A 20,339-nucleotide genomic window follows, 5' to 3' on the forward strand; every position below is an offset into this window, starting at 1 on the left:
AGAAGCAGCCACCGTGTCTGACCCGAACCTGAACGACGCCGTCGATCCTGCCGAGGGAGACGACACCGCACCCGACGCCGCCGAGGCGAAGGACAGCGTCGACCAGGTCGAAGCCGCCGACGTCGCCGGGGAGGACGAGCCGGCCGGGTCCGCCGCGGACGACACCGGTACCGAGCCCGCCGAGGACGCCACCGACGACACCGGCACCGCGACCGACCCCGCCGGGGAGGCGGAGGAGGAGAAGGCGGCCGACCCGGTCGCCGCCCTCCGCGACGAGCTGCGCACCCTTCCCGGCGAGTGGTACGTCATCCACACCTACGCGGGCTACGAGAAGCGCGTGAAGGCCAACCTGGAGCAGCGTGCCGTCTCGCTGAACGTCGAGGACTTCATCTACCAGGCCGAGGTCCCCGAGGAAGAGATCGTCCAGATCAAGAACGGCGAGCGCAAGAACGTCCGCCAGAACAAGCTCCCCGGCTACGTCCTGGTCCGGATGGACCTGACGAACGAGTCCTGGGGCGTCGTCCGCAACACCCCGGGCGTCACGGGCTTCGTGGGCAACGCCTACGACCCGTACCCGCTGACCCTGGACGAGGTCGTCAAGATGCTCGCCCCCGAGGCCGAGGAGCGCGCCGCCGCGGCGGCCGCCGCCGAGAGCGGCGCCCCGGCCCCGAGCCGCCGGCTGGAGGTCCAGGTCCTGGACTTCGAGGTCGGCGACTCGGTCACCGTCACCGACGGTCCGTTCGCCACCCTCCAGGCGACGATCAACGAGATCAACGCCGACTCGAAGAAGGTCAAGGGCCTCGTCGAGATCTTCGGCCGCGAGACCCCGGTCGAGCTCAGCTTCGACCAGATCCAGAAGAACTGACCCGGTTCTTCCGGACACCGGCTTCCGGCCAGGTCAGGCAGGCGTTCGTGCCCGCCTGACCTGGCCGGTTTCTGGCCGTGCCGCGATACCGGCTATCGTGGTGCGGTATGCCTCCGTAAGGGCGGATCAGCCCGTCGGGGGAATCACCACCTCTCACCAGGACCCGGAGAGAACATGCCTCCCAAGAAGAAGAAGGTCACGGGGCTGATCAAGCTCCAGATCCAGGCCGGTGCCGCGAACCCGGCCCCGCCGGTCGGCCCCGCGCTGGGTCAGCACGGCGTCAACATCATGGAGTTCTGCAAGGCCTACAACGCCGCGACCGAGTCGCAGCGCGGCTGGGTCATCCCGGTGGAGATCACGGTCTACGAGGACCGCTCCTTCACCTTCATCACCAAGACCCCGCCGGCCGCGAAGATGATCCTCAAGGCCGCGGGCATCGAGAAGGGCTCCGGCGAGCCCCACACCAAGAAGGTCGCGAAGATCACGCGCGAGCAGGTGCGGGAGATCGCCACCACCAAGATGCCCGACCTCAACGCCAACGACCTGGACGCCGCCGAGAAGATCATCGCCGGCACCGCCCGTTCCATGGGCGTCACGGTCGAGGGCTGACCCCGCCCTCAGGACCGCCGTGGCAGGGTCAGGCGCTGACCCGGACCACGACTCCGCAATCGACATCCCCTGGAGCAGAAGTGAAGCGCAGCAAGGCTCTCCGCAACGCGGACGCCAAGATCGACCGGACACGGCTGTACGCCCCGCTGGAGGCCGTACGGCTGGCCAAGGAGACCTCCCCGACCAAGTTCGACGCGACCGTCGAGGTCGCCATGCGCCTGGGCGTCGACCCGCGCAAGGCCGACCAGATGGTGCGCGGCACCGTGAACCTCCCGCACGGCACCGGTAAGACCGCCCGGGTCCTGGTCTTCGCGACCGGTGACCGTGCCGCGGCCGCGGAAGCCGCCGGAGCCGACATCGTCGGCTCGGACGAACTGATCGACGAGGTCGCGAAGGGACGTCTGGACTTCGACGCCGTCGTCGCCACCCCGGACCTGATGGGCAAGGTCGGCCGGCTCGGCCGGGTGCTCGGTCCCCGTGGTCTGATGCCGAACCCGAAGACCGGCACCGTCACCCCGGACGTCGCCAAGGCCGTCACCGAGATCAAGGGCGGCAAGATCGAGTTCCGGGTCGACAAGCACGCGAACCTGCACTTCATCATCGGCAAGACCTCGTTCGACGAGAAGCAGCTGGTGGAGAACTACGCGGCGGCGCTGGACGAGGTCCTGCGGCTGAAGCCGTCCGCGGCCAAGGGCCGGTACGTGAAGAAGGCCGTCGTCAGCACCACGATGGGCCCCGGCGTCCCGGTCGACCCCAACCGCACCCGCAACCTCCTCGCCGAGGAGGACGCGGCCGCCTGATCCGGCAGGCCGCCGAGCGCGTGGCCCGATAGGGCACAAAGCCCGGTCCTCGTCTACCAGTTGAGACGGGGACCGGGCTTTTCCGCGTCCCGGAGTCGGTAGTGTGTGCGAAACACAAGCCACATCGACATGGGGGAATCATGCGCCTCATTCACAAGACGGCGCTCGGAGTCACGGCTCTGGCGACGGCGGCCGTGCTCACCGGTTGCACCGGCGGGGGGACCGACAAGGCGTCCGGGGGCGAGCCCCGTTCCGCCGTCCAGGCACTCCAGGCGGCGGCCCAGAAGACCGAGGAGGCCAAGAGCGCCAAGGTCGAGATGACCATCTCGATGCCCGAGGCGGCCGGTGGCGACATGAAGATGTCCGGTGTGCTGGGCTGGGACCCGATCGTCATGGACGTCACCGCGTCCGGCGCGGCGTTCGCCGAGCAGGGCGCTCCCGGTGAGATGCGCATGCTCTGGGTCGACGACGTGATGTACATGAACGCGGGCGAGGAGGCCATCGGCGGCAAGCCGTGGCTGAAGATGGACTTCAACGCCATGGTGAAGATGGCCGAGGAGTCCGGCGCGGCCGGTGCCCTGGACGGGATGTCGGAGAGCATCCAGAACATGAACCGCCAGGACCCGGTCAAGCAGATGGCCCTCCTCCTGGAGTCGCCCGGCATCAAGCGGGTCGGCGAGGAGAAGGTCGACGGCGTCGACACCGAGCGCTACAGCGGCACGCTCACCATGAAGGAGGCCCTGGAGTCCTCCGGCTCCTCCCTCGGCGACTACCTCACCGAGGAGGAGTACAAGGAACTGCTGGGCAACATGGAGAAGTCCGGGGTGAAGGGCTTCGACATCGACGCCTGGGTCAACGAGGACGACCTTCCCGTCAAGATCGACATGACGATGGACAGCCCCGAGGGCGAGATCGTCATGTCGCAGACCTACAAGGACTACGGCACTCCTGTCTCGGTAGAGGCCCCGCCGGCCGGCGAGACCACCGACATGCTCCAGATGATCAAGGATCTGCAGGAGGCGGGCGCCGACCTGGAGCCGTCCGAGGGGCTCTGAGCCCCGGGCCTCCTCCGGGCCGGTGAGCCGGCCCGGAGGAGGCCGTGAGTTCCCGGGCCCGCGAGTCGCGGATTTGCCTGCCGTGACACCGTTCGCGTACTCTTCCACGGAAGCCAAAGACCGCTGGTCGTTGCCGTGTCCCGGTGAATCCCCGTGATTTCCGGAGTGCGGTGGCCGAAGGATCCGCTGTAGCGGGCGACCTGCGCAGGTGACCGTGGAGGACTCCCGGACGTGTGTCCGGTCGAGTCACGCCCCGTGCGCCTGCGCCGGGGCGTTTCGTTTTGCGCAAGTCCCCTTCCTCGTGCGCCCGACGTGGGCGGTCCGGCGTCGTGGCCTGCCGAAGGGCAGGCCGAGGATCGCATCACCCGGAAAGGAGGGCCGAGGCTCATGGCGAGTCCCGACAAGGTCGAAGCCGTCGCGGATATCAAGGAGAGGTTCCAGAACTCCAACGCGGCGGTCGTGACCGCGTACACCGGTCTCAGCGTCGCACAGCTGAAGGACCTGCGCCGTTCTCTCGGAGAGAACGCCCAGTACCGCGTGGCGAAGAACACGCTTACCAAGATCGCGGCCAACGAGGCCGGGGTCACCGAGCTCGACGAGTTCTTCATCGGCTCGACGGCGGTCGCCTTCGTGACCGGTGACCCGGTCGAGGCGGCGAAGAGCCTGCGTGACTTCGCCAAGAACAACCCCCAGCTCGTCATCAAGGGCGGTGTCCTTGAGGGCAAGGCGCTGTCCGCCGACGACATCAAGAAGCTCGCGGACCTCGAGTCCCGTGAGGTGCTGCTCGCCAAGCTGGCCGGTGGCATGAAGGCGTCCATGGCGAAGGCCGCGGCGACCTTCCAGGCCCCGCTGTCGAAGCTCGTCCGCACCGCGGACGCCCTTCGCGCCAAGCAGGAGGAGCAGGGCGGTGCCGGTACGCCGGCTCCCGCCGAGGCCGAGTGACCGACCCCTCGGGTCCCATTCGGTCGCAGCGGGCCCCAGTACGCCCGCCGACATGTACAGCCCGGCACCAGCCGACTTAGTGGAAGGACCGCCATCATGGCGAAGCTCAGCCAGGACGAGCTGCTCGAGCAGTTCAGCGAGATGACCCTCATCGAGCTCTCCGAGTTCGTGAAGGCCTTCGAGGAGAAGTTCGACGTCGAGGCCGCCGCCCCGGTCGCCGTCGCCCCCGCCGCCGGTGGTGCCGCCGCCGGTGGTGCCGCCGAGGCCGCCGAGGAGAAGGACGAGTTCGACGTCGTCCTCACCGCCGCCGGCGACAAGAAGATCCAGGTCATCAAGGTCGTGCGCGAGCTGACCTCGCTGGGTCTGAAGGAGGCCAAGGACCTGGTCGACGGCGCTCCGAAGCCCGTCGTGGAGAAGGTCAACAAGGAGGCCGCGGACAAGGCCAAGGAGGCCCTGGAGGGCGCCGGCGCCTCCGTCGAGGTCAAGTGACCCCGACGACCGCCGCGTGACCTCGGTCACCGGGGGAGTCCGCCGACTCCCCCGGTGCCGGGTCCCGTCGTAGTCTCGCCGGAGGCGATCACCCACCCGGGTGGTCGCCTCCGGCCGTTTCCGCACCGGCCGTCTTGCCTGTCGGAGCACGCCAGGTAGGGTGATCAGCGCCGTCCGGCCATACGCCTTCCGGGCTTCGGAGGGGGGCGGGGCCTTGACGAACCGCACGTAGCGCGCAATTCTCAGGACGCGTCGTCACATCGATCCAAGATCCGAGGCATGGATCGCCGGCGAAGTGGGAAACCTTGCGGCAGGCGTTGAACAACCGAGGTGAACAACGAGGGGGTCGCCCCTCCCGGAGGGAGAGATTGGTACCACGTGCCGGTCTCCGGAATCTGCACTGGACATCAGTGGGCCTTGTGGCTACACTGACCCTTTGCGCTGCCTATTAACTGCCCCCTGCCCGTCACCAGGGGCACGGTATGCGCGTAGTGAGTCCGAGCCCTCGGAAGGACCCCCTCTTGGCCGCCTCGCGCAACGCCTCGACCGCACATTCGACCAACGGCGCCAGCACCGCCCCGCTGCGCATCTCCTTTGCGAAGATCAAGGAGCCCCTCGGGGTTCCGAATCTCCTTGCGCTGCAGACCGAGAGCTTCGACTGGCTGCTCGGCAACGACGCCTGGAAGGCGCGTGTCGAGGCGGCGCTGGAGCGCGGTGAGGATGTCCCCACCAAGTCCGGTCTGGAGGAGATCTTCGAGGAGATTTCCCCGATCGAGGACTTCTCCGGGTCGATGTCGCTCACCTTCCGCGACCATCGCTTCGAGCCCCCGAAGAACTCGATCGACGAGTGCAAGGAGCGCGACTTCACCTACGCCGCGCCCCTGTTCGTCACCGCCGAGTTCACCAACAACGAGACCGGCGAGATCAAGTCCCAGACGGTCTTCATGGGCGACTTCCCGCTCATGACCAACAAGGGCACCTTCGTCATCAACGGCACCGAGCGTGTCGTGGTCTCCCAGCTGGTGCGCTCGCCGGGCGTCTACTTCGACAGCAACATCGACAAGACCTCCGACAAGGACATCTTCACCGCCAAGATCATCCCCTCCCGGGGTGCCTGGCTGGAGATGGAGATCGACAAGCGCGACATGGTCGGTGTCCGCATCGACCGCAAGCGCAAGCAGTCCGTCACCGTCCTCCTCAAGGCGCTCGGCTGGACCAACGAGCAGATCCTGGAGGAGTTCGGCCAGTACGAGTCCATGCGCGCCACCCTGGAGAAGGACCACACCCAGGGGCAGGACGACGCGCTGCTCGACATCTACCGCAAGCTGCGTCCGGGCGAGCCGCCGACCCGGGAGGCCGCGCAGACGCTGCTGGAGAACCTGTACTTCAACCCCAAGCGCTACGACCTGGCCAAGGTCGGCCGGTACAAGATCAACCGGAAGCTCGGCGGGAACGAGCCGCTGGACTCCGGCGTGCTGACCACGGCCGACGTCATCGCCACGATCAAGTACCTGGTGAAGCTGCACGCCGGCGAGACGGAGACGGTGTCCTCCGACGGTGAGACGATCGTCGTCGAGACCGACGACATCGACCACTTCGGCAACCGCCGCCTGCGCAACGTCGGCGAGCTCATCCAGAACCAGGTCCGCACCGGTCTGGCCCGTATGGAGCGCGTCGTCCGCGAGCGGATGACCACCCAGGACGTCGAGGCGATCACGCCGCAGACCCTGATCAACATCCGGCCGGTCGTCGCCTCCATCAAGGAGTTCTTCGGCACCAGCCAGCTCTCCCAGTTCATGGACCAGACCAACCCGCTGTCGGGTCTGACCCACAAGCGCCGCCTGTCGGCGCTGGGCCCGGGTGGTCTGAGCCGTGAGCGGGCGGGCTTCGAGGTCCGTGACGTGCACCCGTCGCACTACGGCCGCATGTGCCCGATCGAGACCCCGGAGGGGCCGAACATCGGTCTGATCGGTTCGCTGGCCTCGTACGGCCGGGTGAACGCGTTCGGCTTCGTCGAGACCCCGTACCGCAAGGTCATCGACGGCCAGGTCACCGACGAGGTGAACTACCTGACCGCCGACGAGGAGGACCGCTACGTCATCGCGCAGGCCAACGCGCCGCTGACGGACGACATGCGGTTCGCCGAGGGCCGGGTCCTGGTCCGCCGCCGCGGCGGCGAGGTCGACTACGTGCCCGGCGGCGAGGTCGACTACATGGACGTCTCGCCGCGCCAGATGGTGTCGGTCGCGACCGCCATGATCCCGTTCCTGGAGCACGACGACGCCAACCGCGCGCTCATGGGCTCGAACATGATGCGCCAGGCCGTCCCGCTGATCCGGGCCGAGTCCCCGCTGGTCGGCACCGGCATGGAGTACCGCTCCGCGGTCGACGCCGGTGACGTGATCAAGGCCGAGAAGGACGGCGTGGTCCAGGAGGTCTCCGCCGACTACGTCACGGTGGCCAACGACGACGCCACGTACACCACGTACCGGGTCGCCAAGTTCTTCCGCTCCAACCAGGGCACCTCCTTCAACCAGAAGGTGATCGTGGACGAGGGCGACCGGGTGGTCGAGGGCCAGGTCCTCGCCGACGGTCCCTCCACCCAGAGCGGCGAGATGGCGCTCGGCAAGAACCTGCTCGTGGCGTTCATGCCGTGGGAGGGCCACAACTACGAGGACGCGATCATCCTGTCGCAGCGCCTCGTCCAGGACGACGTCCTGTCCTCGATCCACATCGAGGAGCACGAGGTCGACGCCCGGGACACCAAGCTCGGCCCCGAGGAGATCACCCGGGACATCCCGAACGTCTCCGAGGAGGTCCTGGCCGATCTCGACGAGCGCGGCATCATCCGCATCGGCGCCGAGGTCGAGGCCGGCGACATCCTGGTCGGCAAGGTCACCCCGAAGGGTGAGACGGAGCTGACCCCGGAGGAGCGGCTGCTGCGCGCGATCTTCGGCGAGAAGGCCCGTGAGGTCCGCGACACCTCGCTGAAGGTGCCGCACGGCGAGACCGGCAAGGTCATCGGCGTGCGCGTCTTCGACCGCGAGGAGGGCGACGAGCTCCCGCCCGGCGTCAACCAGCTCGTCCGTGTCTACGTGGCCCAGAAGCGCAAGATCACCGACGGTGACAAGCTCGCGGGCCGGCACGGCAACAAGGGCGTCATCTCCAAGATCCTGCCGATCGAGGACATGCCGTTCATGGAGGACGGCACCCCGGTCGACGTCATCCTCAACCCGCTGGGCGTCCCGTCCCGGATGAACCCGGGCCAGGTCCTGGAGATCCACCTGGGCTGGCTCGCCTCCCAGGGCTGGAAGATCGACGGGATCGAGGAGGAGTGGAAGAAGCGGCTGGCCGCGATCGGCGCCGACGAGGTCGCTCCCGGCACCAACGTCGCCACCCCGGTGTTCGACGGTGCCCGCGAGGACGAGATCGCCGGTCTGTTCGAGGCCACCCTCCCCAACCGCGACGGTGACCGGCTGGTCCTGCCCTCGGGCAAGGCCCGGCTGTTCGACGGCCGCTCCGGCGAGCCGTTCCCGGAGCCGATCTCGGTCGGCTACATGTACATCCTCAAGCTGCACCACCTGGTCGACGACAAGCTGCACGCCCGCTCGACCGGTCCGTACTCGATGATCACCCAGCAGCCGCTGGGTGGTAAGGCCCAGTTCGGCGGCCAGCGCTTCGGTGAGATGGAGGTGTGGGCGCTGGAGGCGTACGGCGCCGCGTACGCCCTCCAGGAGCTGCTGACCATCAAGTCCGACGACGTCACCGGCCGTGTGAAGGTCTACGAGGCCATCGTCAAGGGCGAGAACATCCCCGAGCCGGGCATCCCCGAGTCCTTCAAGGTGCTCATCAAGGAGATGCAGTCCCTGTGCCTCAACGTGGAGGTGCTGTCCAGTGACGGTATGTCCATCGAGATGCGCGACACCGACGAGGACGTCTTCCGCGCCGCGGAAGAGCTCGGTATCGACCTGTCCCGGCGCGAGCCGAGCAGCGTCGAAGAGGTCTGACGGGCCGGCCGGGGCGCCGCTCCCCTCCTTCCCCACCGGGAGGAGACGGCTCCCCGGCCTCCCCGGGACCCCCGTTCAGACCATCAAAGAGCCCCTTGGTCCCGCCGACGCGGGGGGCACAAACCCTGAGAGGGATTGACGAGAGTGCTCGACGTCAACTTCTTCGACGAGCTGCGAATCGGCCTGGCCACCGCTGACGACATCCGTCAGTGGTCCCACGGCGAGGTCAAGAAGCCGGAGACCATCAACTACCGCACCCTGAAGCCGGAAAAGGACGGGCTCTTCTGCGAGAAGATCTTCGGCCCCACCCGGGACTGGGAGTGCTACTGCGGAAAGTACAAGCGCGTCCGCTTCAAGGGCATCATCTGTGAGCGCTGCGGCGTCGAGGTGACCCGCGCCAAGGTGCGCCGCGAGCGGATGGGCCACATCGAACTGGCCGCCCCCGTCACCCACATCTGGTACTTCAAGGGCGTGCCCTCCCGCCTGGGCTACCTGCTGGACCTCGCCCCGAAGGACCTGGAGAAGGTCATCTACTTCGCCGCCTACATGATCACGTGGGTGGACGAGGAGCGCCGCACGCGCGACCTGCCCTCCCTGGAGGCGCACGTCTCCGTGGAGCGCCAGCAGATCGAGCAGCGCCGCGACGCCGACCTGGAGGCCCGGGCCAAGAAGCTCGAGTCCGACCTGGCCGAGCTGGAGGCCGAGGGCGCCAAGGCTGACGCCCGCCGCAAGGTGCGCGAGAGCGCCGAGCGGGAGATGAAGCAGCTCCGCGACCGCGCCCAGCGCGAGATCGACCGGCTGGACGAGGTGTGGAACCGCTTCAAGAACCTCAAGGTCCAGGACCTGGAGGGCGACGAGCTGCTCTACCGCGAGCTGCGCGACCGCTTCGGGACCTACTTCGACGGCTCGATGGGCGCCGCCGCGCTGCAGAAGCGCCTGGAGACCTTCGACCTGGACGAGGAGGCCGAGCGGCTCCGGGAGATCATCCGGACCGGCAAGGGCCAGAAGAAGACCCGGGCGCTGAAGCGCCTCAAGGTCGTCTCCGCCTTCCTGCAGACCCGCAACAGCCCCAAGGGCATGGTGCTGGACTGCGTGCCGGTCATCCCGCCGGACCTGCGCCCGATGGTGCAGCTCGACGGTGGCCGCTTCGCGACCAGTGACCTCAACGACCTGTACCGCCGCGTCATCAACCGCAACAACCGCCTCAAGCGGCTTCTCGACCTCGGCGCGCCCGAGATCATCGTGAACAACGAGAAGCGGATGCTGCAGGAGGCCGTCGACGCGCTGTTCGACAACGGCCGCCGCGGCCGGCCGGTGACGGGTCCGGGCAACCGCCCGCTGAAGTCGCTGTCCGACATGCTCAAGGGCAAGCAGGGCCGCTTCCGCCAGAACCTGCTGGGCAAGCGCGTCGACTACTCGGCCCGCTCCGTGATCGTCGTCGGTCCGCAGCTCAAGCTGCACCAGTGCGGTCTGCCCAAGGCCATGGCGCTGGAGCTGTTCAAGCCGTTCGTGATGAAGCGCCTGGTGGACCTCAACCACGCGCAGAACATCAAGTCGGCCAAGCGCATGGTCGAGCGCGGCCGTACGGTCGTGTACGACGTGCTGGAAGAGGTCATCGCCGAGCACCCGGTGCTGCTCAACCGCGCGCCGACCCTGCACCGGCTGGGCATCCAGGCCTTCGAGCCGCAGCTGGTCGAGGGCAAGGCCATCCAGATCCACCCGCTGGTGTGCACCGCGTTCAACGCGGACTTCGACGGCGACCAGATGGCCGTGCACCTGCCGCTGTCCGCGGAGGCGCAGGCCGAGGCCCGCATCCTGATGCTGTCCTCGAACAACATCCTCAAGCCGGCCGACGGCCGTCCGGTCACCATGCCGACCCAGGACATGGTGCTGGGCCTGTTCTTCCTCACCACCGACGAGATCGAGGGCGAGCTGAAGGGCGAGGGGCGGTCGTTCAACTCGGTCGCCGAGGCGATCATGGCGTTCGACGCCCGGGAGCTGTCGCTCCAGGCGCGGATCGACATCCGCTTCCCCCTCGGCTCGATCCCGCCCCGCGGCTGGACCCCGCCGGCGGCCGAGGAGGGCGCTGCGGCCGATGGCGGCTCCGCCGCGGGCGAGTGGCAGCCGGGCGACCCGTTCCGGCTGCGGACCACCCTGGGCCGCGCGCTCTTCAACGAGCTGCTGCCCGAGGACTACCCGTTCGTCGACTACACCGTGGGCAAGAAGCAGCTCTCCGCGATCGTCAACGATCTCGCCGAGCGCTACCCCAAGGTCGTCGTCGCCGCCACGCTGGACAACCTGAAGTCGGCCGGTTTCCACTGGGCGACCCGCTCCGGCGTCACCATCGCGATCTCCGACGTCGTGGTCCCCGAGGCCAAGAAGGAGATCATCGCGAACTACGAGGCGCAGGACGAGAAGGTCCAGAAGCAGTACGAGCGCGGCCTGATCACGAAGGACGAGCGGTCCCAGGAGCTCATCGCCATCTGGACCAAGGCGACCAACGAGGTCGCCGAGGCCATGTCGGAGAACTTCCCGAAGACCAACCCGATCTTCATGATGGTCGACTCGGGCGCCCGCGGAAACATGATGCAGATGCGGCAGATCGCGGGTATGCGCGGTCTGGTGTCCAACGCCAAGAACGAGACCATCCCGCGGCCGATCAAGGCGTCGTTCCGCGAGGGTCTGTCCGTGCTGGAGTACTTCATCTCCACGCACGGCGCCCGTAAGGGTCTGGCGGACACCGCGCTGCGCACCGCGGACTCCGGCTACCTGACCCGTCGTCTGGTGGACGTCTCGCAGGACGTGATCATCCGCGAGGAGGACTGCGGCACCGAGCGCGGTCTGAAGCTGGTGATCGCCTCCCGGGGCGCCGACGGTGTGCTGCGCAAGGCGGAGGACGCCGAGACCAGCGTGTACGCCCGCTGCCTCGCCGAGGACGTCACCGTCGACGGCAAGGTGCTGGCCCCGGCCGGCACCGACCTGGGCGACGTGCTCATCGACGAGCTGGTGCGGCACGGCGTGGAGACGGTCAAGACCCGCTCGGTCCTCACCTGCGAGTCCGCCGTCGGCACCTGCGCCATGTGCTACGGCCGCTCGCTGGCGACCGGCAAGCTGGTGGACATCGGCGAGGCGGTCGGCATCATCGCCGCCCAGTCCATCGGTGAGCCCGGCACCCAGCTGACGATGCGGACCTTCCACACCGGTGGTGTGGCAGGTGACGACATCACCCAGGGTCTGCCGCGTGTCGTCGAGCTGTTCGAGGCGCGTACGCCCAAGGGCGTCGCCCCGATCTCGGAGGCGGCCGGCCGTGTCCGGATCGAGGAGACCGAGAAGACCAAGAAGATCGTCGTCACCCCCGACGACGGTTCCGACGAGACCTCCTACGGCGTGTCCAAGCGCGCCCGTCTGCTGGTCTCCGAGGGCGACCACGTCGACGTCGGCCAGCCGCTGACGGTCGGTGCCACCAACCCGCACGACGTGCTGCGCATCCTCGGCCAGCGTGCGGTCCAGGTGCACCTGGTGGGCGAGGTCCAGAAGGTCTACAACTCGCAGGGCGTGTCGATCCACGACAAGCACATCGAGATCATCATCCGGCAGATGCTGCGCCGGGTGACGATCATCGAGTCCGGCGACGCCGAGCTGCTGCCCGGTGAGCTGGTGGAGCGCACGAAGTTCGAGGGTGAGAACCGCCGCGTGGTGGCGGAGGGCGGGCAGCCGGCCTCCGGACGTCCGCAGCTCATGGGCATCACCAAGGCCTCGCTGGCCACCGAGTCGTGGCTGTCGGCGGCGTCCTTCCAGGAGACGACCAGGGTCCTGACCGACGCGGCGATCAACGCCAAGTCGGACTCCCTGATCGGCCTCAAGGAGAACGTCATCATCGGTAAGCTCATCCCGGCCGGTACGGGACTGTCCCGTTACCGCAACATCCGGGTCGAGCCGACCGAGGAGGCCAAGGCCGCGATGTACTCGGCCGTCGGCTACGACGACATCGACTACTCGCCCTTCGGCACCGGCTCCGGCCAGGCGGTTCCGCTGGAGGACTACGACTACGGCCCGTACAACGGCTGAGTCCACGCCCGTCCCCGGACGGCGAGCGCGGGGCGGTCACCCTCACGGGTGGCCGCCCCGCGGCGTTGCCGGCCGGGGACGGCCGGGCGCCCGGGTGACCGGTGGGGAACTGGGCAACTTGCCCGAACGTCCTGGATGATGGGGATATCCAGGCGGGGAGGTGTCCGGAAATGGCTTTCGGACCATGGGAAGAGCACAAGCCGGTGCCACCGGGATCCGGTCCGGCCCGGCCCTGGCAGGCGGCGCAGCAGGGTTCGCAGCTGCCGATGATGAGGGCCTCCCACGCCGACCGCGAGCGCGCGCTCGACGTGCTCAAGGCGGGTTTCGCGGAGGGGCGGCTGACGCACGCGGAGTACGAGCAGCGGATGGCCCGCGTCCAGCAGGCCTCGACGTACGGCGAGTTGCACATGCTCGTCGCCGACCTGCCGCAGGGGCCGATGGCGGTCCCCGCGCCCGCGCCGCAGCACTACCCGCAGCCGTACCAGCCGCAGGTGCCGCCCACCTTCCTGCCGCCGCCCGTTCCGAACAACTCCTCCGCCACCGCGTCCCTGGTCTGCGCCGTCCTCATCCCGTTCACCGCGGGGATCACGGCCGTCCCCGCGGTGATCCTGGGGCACAAGGCGCGTGCGGAGATCCGGCGGACCGGCGAGGGCGGGGACGGCATGGCCACGGTCGGGCTGGTCCTGGGCTGGCTCTCGATCGGTGCTTTCCTGCTGTTCCTCCTCTCGGTGGTGGCCGCCGCTGCCGCGGCCGGCCCCTGACGCCGCGCCGGCCGGGCGCCCGGCGCGGATGCGCGGTGCCTTCCGGGAGGCGCCGTACGGGGCCCTGGGAGCCGCTCAGGCGCCCTTTCGCTCCCGCTCCGTGCCCGCTACGGTGGCATGGGCATTTGTTTTGACCGGAGCCGATGCGGTAGGTACGCTCTGACCTTGTGCCTGGGGTATCCCCTGCGCTCTCGTACGCGCCAGGAAGCGCGGGAAGCGAGTGAGGCGGGGACACCGGAATCTGCATGCTTCTCCCCCGGATGGCCCTGTGTCGACGGGAGTGTGCAGTCTTCGACACGCCCGACCGCGTGGGTCGGCGAGTGGCCCGGGTTAGTTGTACCGAGACGGCACACAGAAACCGGAGAAACGGTGCCTACGATCCAGCAGTTGGTCCGCAAGGGCCGACAGGACAAGGTCGAGAAGAACAAGACGCCCGCGCTCGAGGGTTCTCCCCAGCGCCGCGGTGTCTGCACGCGTGTTTTCACCACCACCCCGAAGAAGCCGAACTCGGCCCTGCGTAAGGTCGCACGTGTGCGTCTGACCAGTGGTATCGAGGTCACCGCTTACATTCCGGGTGAGGGTCACAACCTGCAGGAGCACTCCATCGTGCTCGTGCGCGGTGGCCGTGTGAAGGACCTGCCGGGTGTTCGCTACAAGATCATCCGCGGTTCCCTCGACACCCAGGGCGTCAAGAACCGCAAGCAGGCTCGCAGCCGCTACGGCGCCAAGAAGGAGAAGTAAGCAATGCCTCGTAAGGGCCCTGCCCCGAAGCGCCCGGTCATCATCGACCCGGTCTACGGCTCTCCTCTGGTGACCTCCCTGATCAACAAGGTGCTGCTGCACGGCAAGCGCTCCACCGCCGAGCGCATCGTCTACGGCGCCATGGAGGGCCTGAGGGAGAAGACCGGCAACGACCCGGTCATCACCCTCAAGCGCGCCCTCGAGAACGTGAAGCCGGCGATCGAGGTCAAGTCCCGCCGCGTCGGCGGCGCCACCTACCAGGTTCCGGTCGAGGTCCGCCCCGGCCGTTCCTCGACTCTCGCGCTGCGTTGGATCGTGGGCTACGCCCGCGCGCGCCGCGAGAAGACCATGACCGAGCGTCTGATGAACGAGCTGCTCGACGCCTCCAACGGCCTCGGCGCCGCCGTGAAGAAGCGCGAGGACACCCACAAGATGGCCGAGTCCAACAAGGCCTTCGCGCACTACCGCTGGTAGTCGCTTCCCCATCGAGAACCGAGAGAAGACGAAAGCCTTATGGCTACCACTTCACTTGACCTGGCCAGGGTCCGCAACATCGGGATCATGGCCCACATCGACGCGGGCAAGACGACCACCACCGAGCGGATCCTGTTCTACACCGGTGTGAGCTACAAGATCGGTGAGGTCCACGACGGCGCTGCCACGATGGACTGGATGGAGCAGGAGCAGGAGCGCGGCATCACCATCACGTCGGCCGCGACGACCTGCCACTGGCCGCTCGACAACGTCGACCACACCATCAACATCATCGACACCCCGGGGCACGTCGACTTCACCGTCGAGGTGGAGCGCTCGCTGCGCGTGCTCGACGGCGCGGTGACGGTGTTCGACGGGGTGGCCGGTGTCGAGCCCCAGTCCGAGACGGTGTGGCGTCAGGCGGACCGTTACGGCGTCCCGCGCATCTGCTTCGTCAACAAGCTGGACCGCACCGGTGCGGACTTCCACCGCTGCGTCGACATGATCGTCGACCGCCTCGGTGCGCAGCCGCTGGTGATGCAGCTCCCGATCGGTGCCGAGGCGGACTTCCAGGGCGTCATCGACCTGGTCCGCATGAAGGCCCTGGTCTGGTCGGCCGAGGCCGCCAAGGGCGAGATGTACGACGTCGTCGACATCCCGGCCGAGCTCGCCGAGACCGCCGAGGAGTGGCGCGGCAAGCTCCTGGAGGCCGTCGCCGAGAACGACGAGGAGCTGATGGAGCTGTACCTGGAGGGCGAGGAGCCCAGCCAGGAGCAGCTGTACGCGGCGATCCGCCGCATCACCATCGACTCCGGCAAGGGCGGCGGCACCACCGTCACCCCGGTGTTCTGCGGCACCGCGTTCAAGAACAAGGGCGTCCAGCCCCTGCTCGACGCGGTCGTGCGGTACCTGCCCTCCCCGGTCGACATCGAGGCGATCGAGGGCCAGGCGGTCAACGACGCCGAGGAGGTCATCAGGCGCAAGCCCTCCGAGGAGGAGCCGCTCGCCGCGCTGGCCTTCAAGATCGCGAGCGACCCGCACCTGGGCAAGCTCACCTTCATCCGGGTCTACTCGGGCCGCCTGAACGCGGGCACCCAGGTGCTGAACTCCGTGAAGGGCAAGAAGGAGCGCATCGGCAAGATCTACCGGATGCACGCGAACAAGCGTGAGGAGATCGACAGCGTGGGCGCCGGCGACATCGTCGCCGTCATGGGTCTGAAGCAGACCACCACGGGCGAGACCCTCTGCGACGCGGGCGCTCCGGTGATCCTGGAGTCCATGGACTTCCCGGCCCCGGTGATCGAGGTCGCCATCGAGCCGAAGTCCAAGGGCGACCAGGAGAAGCTGGGTGTCGCCATCCAGCGGCTCGCCGAGGAGGACCCGTCCTTCCAGGTGAAGACGAACGAGGAGACCGGCCAGACCATCATCGCGGGCATGGGCGAACTGCACCTCGACGTGCTGGTCGACCGCATGAAGCGCGAGTTCAAGGTCGAGGCCAACGTCGGCAAGCCGCAGGTCGCCTACCGGGAGACCCTGCGCCGGGCCGTCGAGCGGGTCGACTACACGCACAAGAAGCAGACTGGTGGTTCCGGCCAGTTCGCGAAGGTGCAGATCGCGGTCGAGCCCCTGGAGGGCGACGGCTACGAGTTCGTCAACAAGGTGACCGGTGGCCGCATCCCCAAGGAGTACATCCCCTCCGTGGACGCGGGCTGCCAGGAGGCCATGGAGTTCGGTGTGCTGGCGGGCTACCCGCTCACCGGCGTACGGGTGACGCTGCTCGACGGCGCCTACCACGACGTCGACTCCTCCGAGATGGCGTTCAAGATCGCCGGTTCCATGGCCTTCAAGGAGGCCGCCCGCAAGGCCAGCCCGGCCCTGCTGGAGCCGATGATGGCCGTCGAGGTGACCACGCCCGAGGACTACATGGGCGACGTGATCGGTGACATCAACTCCCGCCGTGGCCAGATCCAGGCCATGGAGGACCGCGCCGGCGCCAAGCTCGTCAAGGGCCTGGTCCCGCTGTCGGAGATGTTCGGCTACGTCGGCGACCTGCGCAGCAAGACCTCCGGTCGCGCGAGCTACTCGATGCAGTTCGACTCCTACGCCGAGGTTCCCCGGAACGTCGCAGAGGAGATCATCGCGAAGGTCAAGGGCGAGTAGCGCACGTTTCGTGTCGCTATCCACCCTTTAGGCTGGAGCACAACAAGGCATTCGGGGCGTCCCGCCTCCGGACCGCGTAGGTTCGGCGGCGGGGCCCCCGGCGGCCCCGCCCCCAGAATCGAAACGGTCAAGGGCGTCCCCTCGGGGTCCTGACCGGTTCGGCACGACCACCTGAACCCCTTCCGCAGAGCGCGGGGGAGTACAGCACCAGTCCACAGGAGGACCCCAGTGGCGAAGGCGAAGTTCGAGCGGACTAAGCCGCACGTCAACATCGGCACCATCGGTCACATCGACCACGGTAAGACCACCCTTACCGCGGCGATCACCAAGGTGCTGCATGACGCCTACCCCGACCTGAACGAGGTCTCGGCGTTCGAGAACATCGACAAGGCTCCCGAGGAGCGGCAGCGCGGTATCACCATCTCCATCGCGCACGTCGAGTACCAGACGGAGTCGCGTCACTACGCCCACGTCGACTGCCCGGGTCACGCGGACTACATCAAGAACATGATCACCGGTGCCGCCCAGATGGACGGTGCCATCCTCGTGGTCGCCGCCACCGACGGCCCCATGCCGCAGACCAAGGAGCACGTGCTCCTGGCCCGCCAGGTCGGCGTCCCCTACATCGTCGTCGCGCTGAACAAGTCCGACATGGTGGACGACGAGGAGATCATGGAGCTCGTCGAGCTCGAGGTCCGTGAGCTGCTCTCCGAGTACGAGTTCCCGGGCGACGACCTGCCGGTCGTCCGCGTCTCGGCGCTGAAGGCGCTCGAGGGCGACCAGAAGTGGGCCGACTCCGTCCTCGAGCTGATGAAGGCCGTCGACGAGTCGATCCCGGAGCCCGAGCGCGAGATCGACAAGCCGTTCCTGATGCCCATCGAGGACGTCTTCACCATCACCGGCCGCGGTACGGTCGTCACCGGCCGTATCGAGCGCGGTGTGCTCAAGGTGAACGAGGAAGTCGAGATCATCGGCATCAAGGAAGAGAAGACCAAGACCACGGTCACCGGCATCGAGATGTTCCGGAAGCTGCTGGACGAGGGTCAGGCCGGTGAGAACGTCGGTCTGCTGCTCCGCGGCATCAAGCGCGAGGACGTCGAGCGCGGCCAGGTCATCATCAAGCCGGGCACCGTCACCCCGCACACGGAGTTCGAGGCCCAGGCGTACATCCTGTCGAAGGACGAGGGTGGCCGCCACACCCCGTTCTTCAACAACTACCGCCCGCAGTTCTACTTCCGCACCACCGACGTGACCGGTGTGGTGACCCTCCCCGAGGGCACCGAGATGGTCATGCCGGGCGACAACACCGAGATGAAGGTTCAGCTCATCCAGCCTGTCGCCATGGAAGAGGGCCTGAAGTTCGCCATCCGTGAGGGTGGCCGGACCGTGGGCGCCGGCCAGGTCACCAAGATCGTCAAGTGACCCGGTCCGCCGTCCGCCGTTAGACGGCACCGCCGGCCCCGGCCGGTGAGAGGGCCCGTACGACCACGTCGGTCGTACGGGCCCTCTCCGTAGCTTGGGTCGTCCCTCCGGCCGCCGGGCCTCAGCCCCCGGCCCGCTCCAGAGCCGGCAGGAACTGGTCGTAGAAGTCCGTCTTGAGACGGAAGGCCCGTTCCTCCGTATCCCTGAAGCAGTCGGTGGAATCCTCGCGGGCGAGGAGTTCGCTCATCCGGGTGGCCAGCCGGTCGGAGTGGGTGGAGGAGAGCAGCGACACGCTCGCGAGTGGACGTGCCTTCGCGTCGTGGACGTAGTGCGGGTAGTAGAAGCGCGAGCGGTTCTCGCCGTCCTGGGTCAGCAGCGGCCCCATCCGCTCCCACAGCCGCTCGTACTCGGCGGAGACCAGTACTTCGCCCCAGAACCGCAGGATCGTCAGCAGCCGAAGGTCGGCGTTGCCGTGACGGCCCGCGTCGGTGATCAACTCGAAGGTGTCGTCGATGGCTCTCCGCGTCGCCGCCGTCGGTCGTGTCTCGACCAGCGCCCTCCTGGACACTCCGAGCCGGAGCAGGTCCTCCTTCATGTCCTCGCGGTGCGAGGGCTCGCGCCCCTGGTCGTCCGGGTACTCCTCGCGCAGGATGACCCGCGCGATCCGCAGCCCCGCCTCGTCGCGCAGCAGGTCGATCGCCAGATCGTAGGACGGGGTGAAGGCGAGTGACACGAAGCGGCGCTGCAGTAGGAGAGCGGTGAAGTCCTCGTCCGGCAGCACGGCGATGTTCGCCAGGACCGGATGCTCCTTGAACCGCTCGATCAGTTTGTCCTCGAACTCGTCCAGTTCACGCATGGCCGTAACCTCTAACCTCTTCCGGATCACAGACTGATGTTGCTGATTGATACACGCCAGTCACGGAGATCCACGTCACGGCCGATCCGCCACAGGGTGTCCAGCTCCTGCTGGACCTTCTCGCCCATTGCGGTGTCGCTTCCGTGGACCTCGAGTTGGGCGGAGTTGATGGCGAGCCGACCATGCAGGAACCAGCTGACCAGGTAGCACTCGTCCACCTTGTACACGGCGACCGACGGCAGGGAGTTGTACACCCGCACCCGGAGCCGACCCCGGTCGTCCTCCCCGATGCCGTGGTAGAGGTCCCCGAGGATGGACAGGCATCGCTCGACACTTGCCCTCACGTTCTCCTCGCGTGCCGGGTCCCGGAGGGAGCGCAGTGCCTCGTCACGCAGTCGTGCCACGGGCGACGAGGGGTGCAGCAGGAGGAAACGCAGTTCGGCGCGCCGCTCGACGAGCGCCTTCCGCAGCTCCGCGTCGAACTCCTCCAGATCGGGAATCCAGGTCTGCAGAATGGTCACCTGTCGGTTGACGCCGCCCAGAAAGCGGGCGAACTCGTTTTCCGGAAAGCGCCGGTGCACCTGAGTCACACCGCCGTAGTGATCCTGTCTGAGCTCGTCCGCGATGATGTCGATATCGATCTTGGCGAGCTGTGCCTTTATGGTGTCGAGTTCCTTCAGGCGATCGAGCTCCAGGAAGAGGGACAGGGTGATCGTGCTGAGAATGATCAATGTGATCCCCGGAATCGTGCCGTCGGGAGCCAGTTTGTCGAGCCACCCGAGGAGATCGGCTGGTACGGCCACGATGCCGATCGTGGCCACCACGACCAGCGCGACCCGTTCCGCCTGGTGGCGAATGCCGCCTTCCATCCCCGCCCCCCGTTGCTTCCCTTGACGTACCGTCATCGATGATGACCGTATACCGTGGCGAGGTCAGAAAAAAGCAAAGCTTCGAATCGTGCGCAAGTAGCTTCGCCGCTGTCGGCAGCCTGCGCAATTGTGCAGGAATATGCCAGTGGAATTCGGCCGACCCTGAACGGCAAACTGTCGTCGGCCCGCCGGTATCCATACCGGCGAGACTGTGCCGGAGG

At 67.6% G+C, this 20,339-nt stretch carries 15 protein-coding genes; 13 read left to right on the forward strand and 2 right to left on the reverse strand.

Annotated features, from left to right (window positions below; all coding sequences use genetic code 11):
• Window positions 1–13: 13 nt before the first annotated feature.
• The 13 genes from nusG to tuf all read left to right on the forward strand — a co-directional run bounded on the left by nusG (window position 14) and on the right by tuf (window position 18,393).
• Window positions 14–865: a transcription termination/antitermination protein NusG gene (gene nusG, locus V1L54_RS13970; RefSeq protein WP_330118306.1), complete on the forward strand. Its 852-nt coding sequence runs from the start codon at window positions 14–16 to the stop codon at window positions 863–865.
• Window positions 866–1,039: 174 nt separating this feature from the next.
• Window positions 1,040–1,474: a 50S ribosomal protein L11 gene (gene rplK, locus V1L54_RS13975; RefSeq protein ID WP_330118307.1), complete on the forward strand. Its 435-nt coding sequence runs from the start codon at window positions 1,040–1,042 to the stop codon at window positions 1,472–1,474.
• 80 nt (window positions 1,475–1,554) lie between these two features.
• Entirely contained in the window at window positions 1,555–2,274 is a 720-nt protein-coding gene (rplA, locus tag V1L54_RS13980) for a 50S ribosomal protein L1 (protein ID WP_330118308.1), read from the forward strand.
• A gap of 140 nt (window positions 2,275–2,414) precedes the next feature.
• Window positions 2,415–3,329 (forward strand): SCO4651 family lipoprotein, encoded by a 915-nt coding sequence (locus V1L54_RS13985; RefSeq protein ID WP_330118309.1) that lies wholly within the window; start codon window positions 2,415–2,417, stop codon window positions 3,327–3,329.
• Between the two features lie 387 nt (window positions 3,330–3,716).
• Window positions 3,717–4,271 (forward strand): 50S ribosomal protein L10, encoded by a 555-nt coding sequence (gene rplJ, locus V1L54_RS13990; RefSeq protein WP_100201501.1) that lies wholly within the window; start codon window positions 3,717–3,719, stop codon window positions 4,269–4,271.
• A gap of 96 nt (window positions 4,272–4,367) precedes the next feature.
• Window positions 4,368–4,760, forward strand: coding sequence for a 50S ribosomal protein L7/L12 (gene rplL, locus V1L54_RS13995; protein ID WP_330118310.1), 393 nt, complete (start codon window positions 4,368–4,370; stop codon window positions 4,758–4,760).
• Window positions 4,761–5,281: 521 nt separating this feature from the next.
• Window positions 5,282–8,767: a DNA-directed RNA polymerase subunit beta gene (rpoB, locus tag V1L54_RS14000; RefSeq protein ID WP_330118311.1), complete on the forward strand. Its 3,486-nt coding sequence runs from the start codon at window positions 5,282–5,284 to the stop codon at window positions 8,765–8,767.
• Between the two features lie 144 nt (window positions 8,768–8,911).
• The gene (locus V1L54_RS14005) at window positions 8,912–12,835 is read left to right on the forward strand and encodes a DNA-directed RNA polymerase subunit beta' (RefSeq protein WP_330118312.1); all 3,924 of its coding nucleotides are present in this window, start codon (window positions 8,912–8,914) and stop codon (window positions 12,833–12,835) included.
• A 269-nt stretch (window positions 12,836–13,104) separates the two neighbouring features.
• Entirely contained in the window at window positions 13,105–13,596 is a 492-nt protein-coding gene (locus tag V1L54_RS14010; protein WP_330118429.1) for a DUF1707 and DUF4190 domain-containing protein, read from the forward strand.
• Between the two features lie 369 nt (window positions 13,597–13,965).
• Window positions 13,966–14,337: a 30S ribosomal protein S12 gene (gene rpsL / locus V1L54_RS14015; RefSeq protein WP_003948652.1), complete on the forward strand. Its 372-nt coding sequence runs from the start codon at window positions 13,966–13,968 to the stop codon at window positions 14,335–14,337.
• 3 nt (window positions 14,338–14,340) lie between these two features.
• Window positions 14,341–14,811, forward strand: coding sequence for a 30S ribosomal protein S7 (gene rpsG / locus V1L54_RS14020; RefSeq protein ID WP_330118313.1), 471 nt, complete (start codon window positions 14,341–14,343; stop codon window positions 14,809–14,811).
• Window positions 14,812–14,850: 39 nt separating this feature from the next.
• Window positions 14,851–16,971 (forward strand): elongation factor G, encoded by a 2,121-nt coding sequence (fusA, locus tag V1L54_RS14025; protein ID WP_330118314.1) that lies wholly within the window; start codon window positions 14,851–14,853, stop codon window positions 16,969–16,971.
• Between the two features lie 228 nt (window positions 16,972–17,199).
• Complete coding sequence (gene tuf, locus V1L54_RS14030; protein ID WP_330118315.1) at window positions 17,200–18,393, forward strand: elongation factor Tu; 1,194 nt, start codon at window positions 17,200–17,202, stop codon at window positions 18,391–18,393.
• Window positions 18,394–18,514: 121 nt separating this feature from the next.
• On the opposite strand, the gene V1L54_RS14035 is transcribed toward tuf, so the two are convergent.
• A complete protein-coding gene (locus tag V1L54_RS14035) occupies window positions 18,515–19,249 on the reverse strand; it encodes a hypothetical protein (protein ID WP_330118316.1) in 735 nt (244 codons plus the stop codon).
• A 26-nt stretch (window positions 19,250–19,275) separates the two neighbouring features.
• Window positions 19,276–20,154, reverse strand: coding sequence for a hypothetical protein (locus tag V1L54_RS14040; RefSeq protein ID WP_330118317.1), 879 nt, complete (start codon window positions 20,152–20,154; stop codon window positions 19,276–19,278).
• Window positions 20,155–20,339 lie beyond the last annotated feature (185 nt).

The sequence above is a fragment of the Streptomyces rubellus genome, assembly GCF_036323805.1.
In the GTDB taxonomy this organism is placed as follows: domain Bacteria; phylum Actinomycetota; class Actinomycetes; order Streptomycetales; family Streptomycetaceae; genus Streptomyces.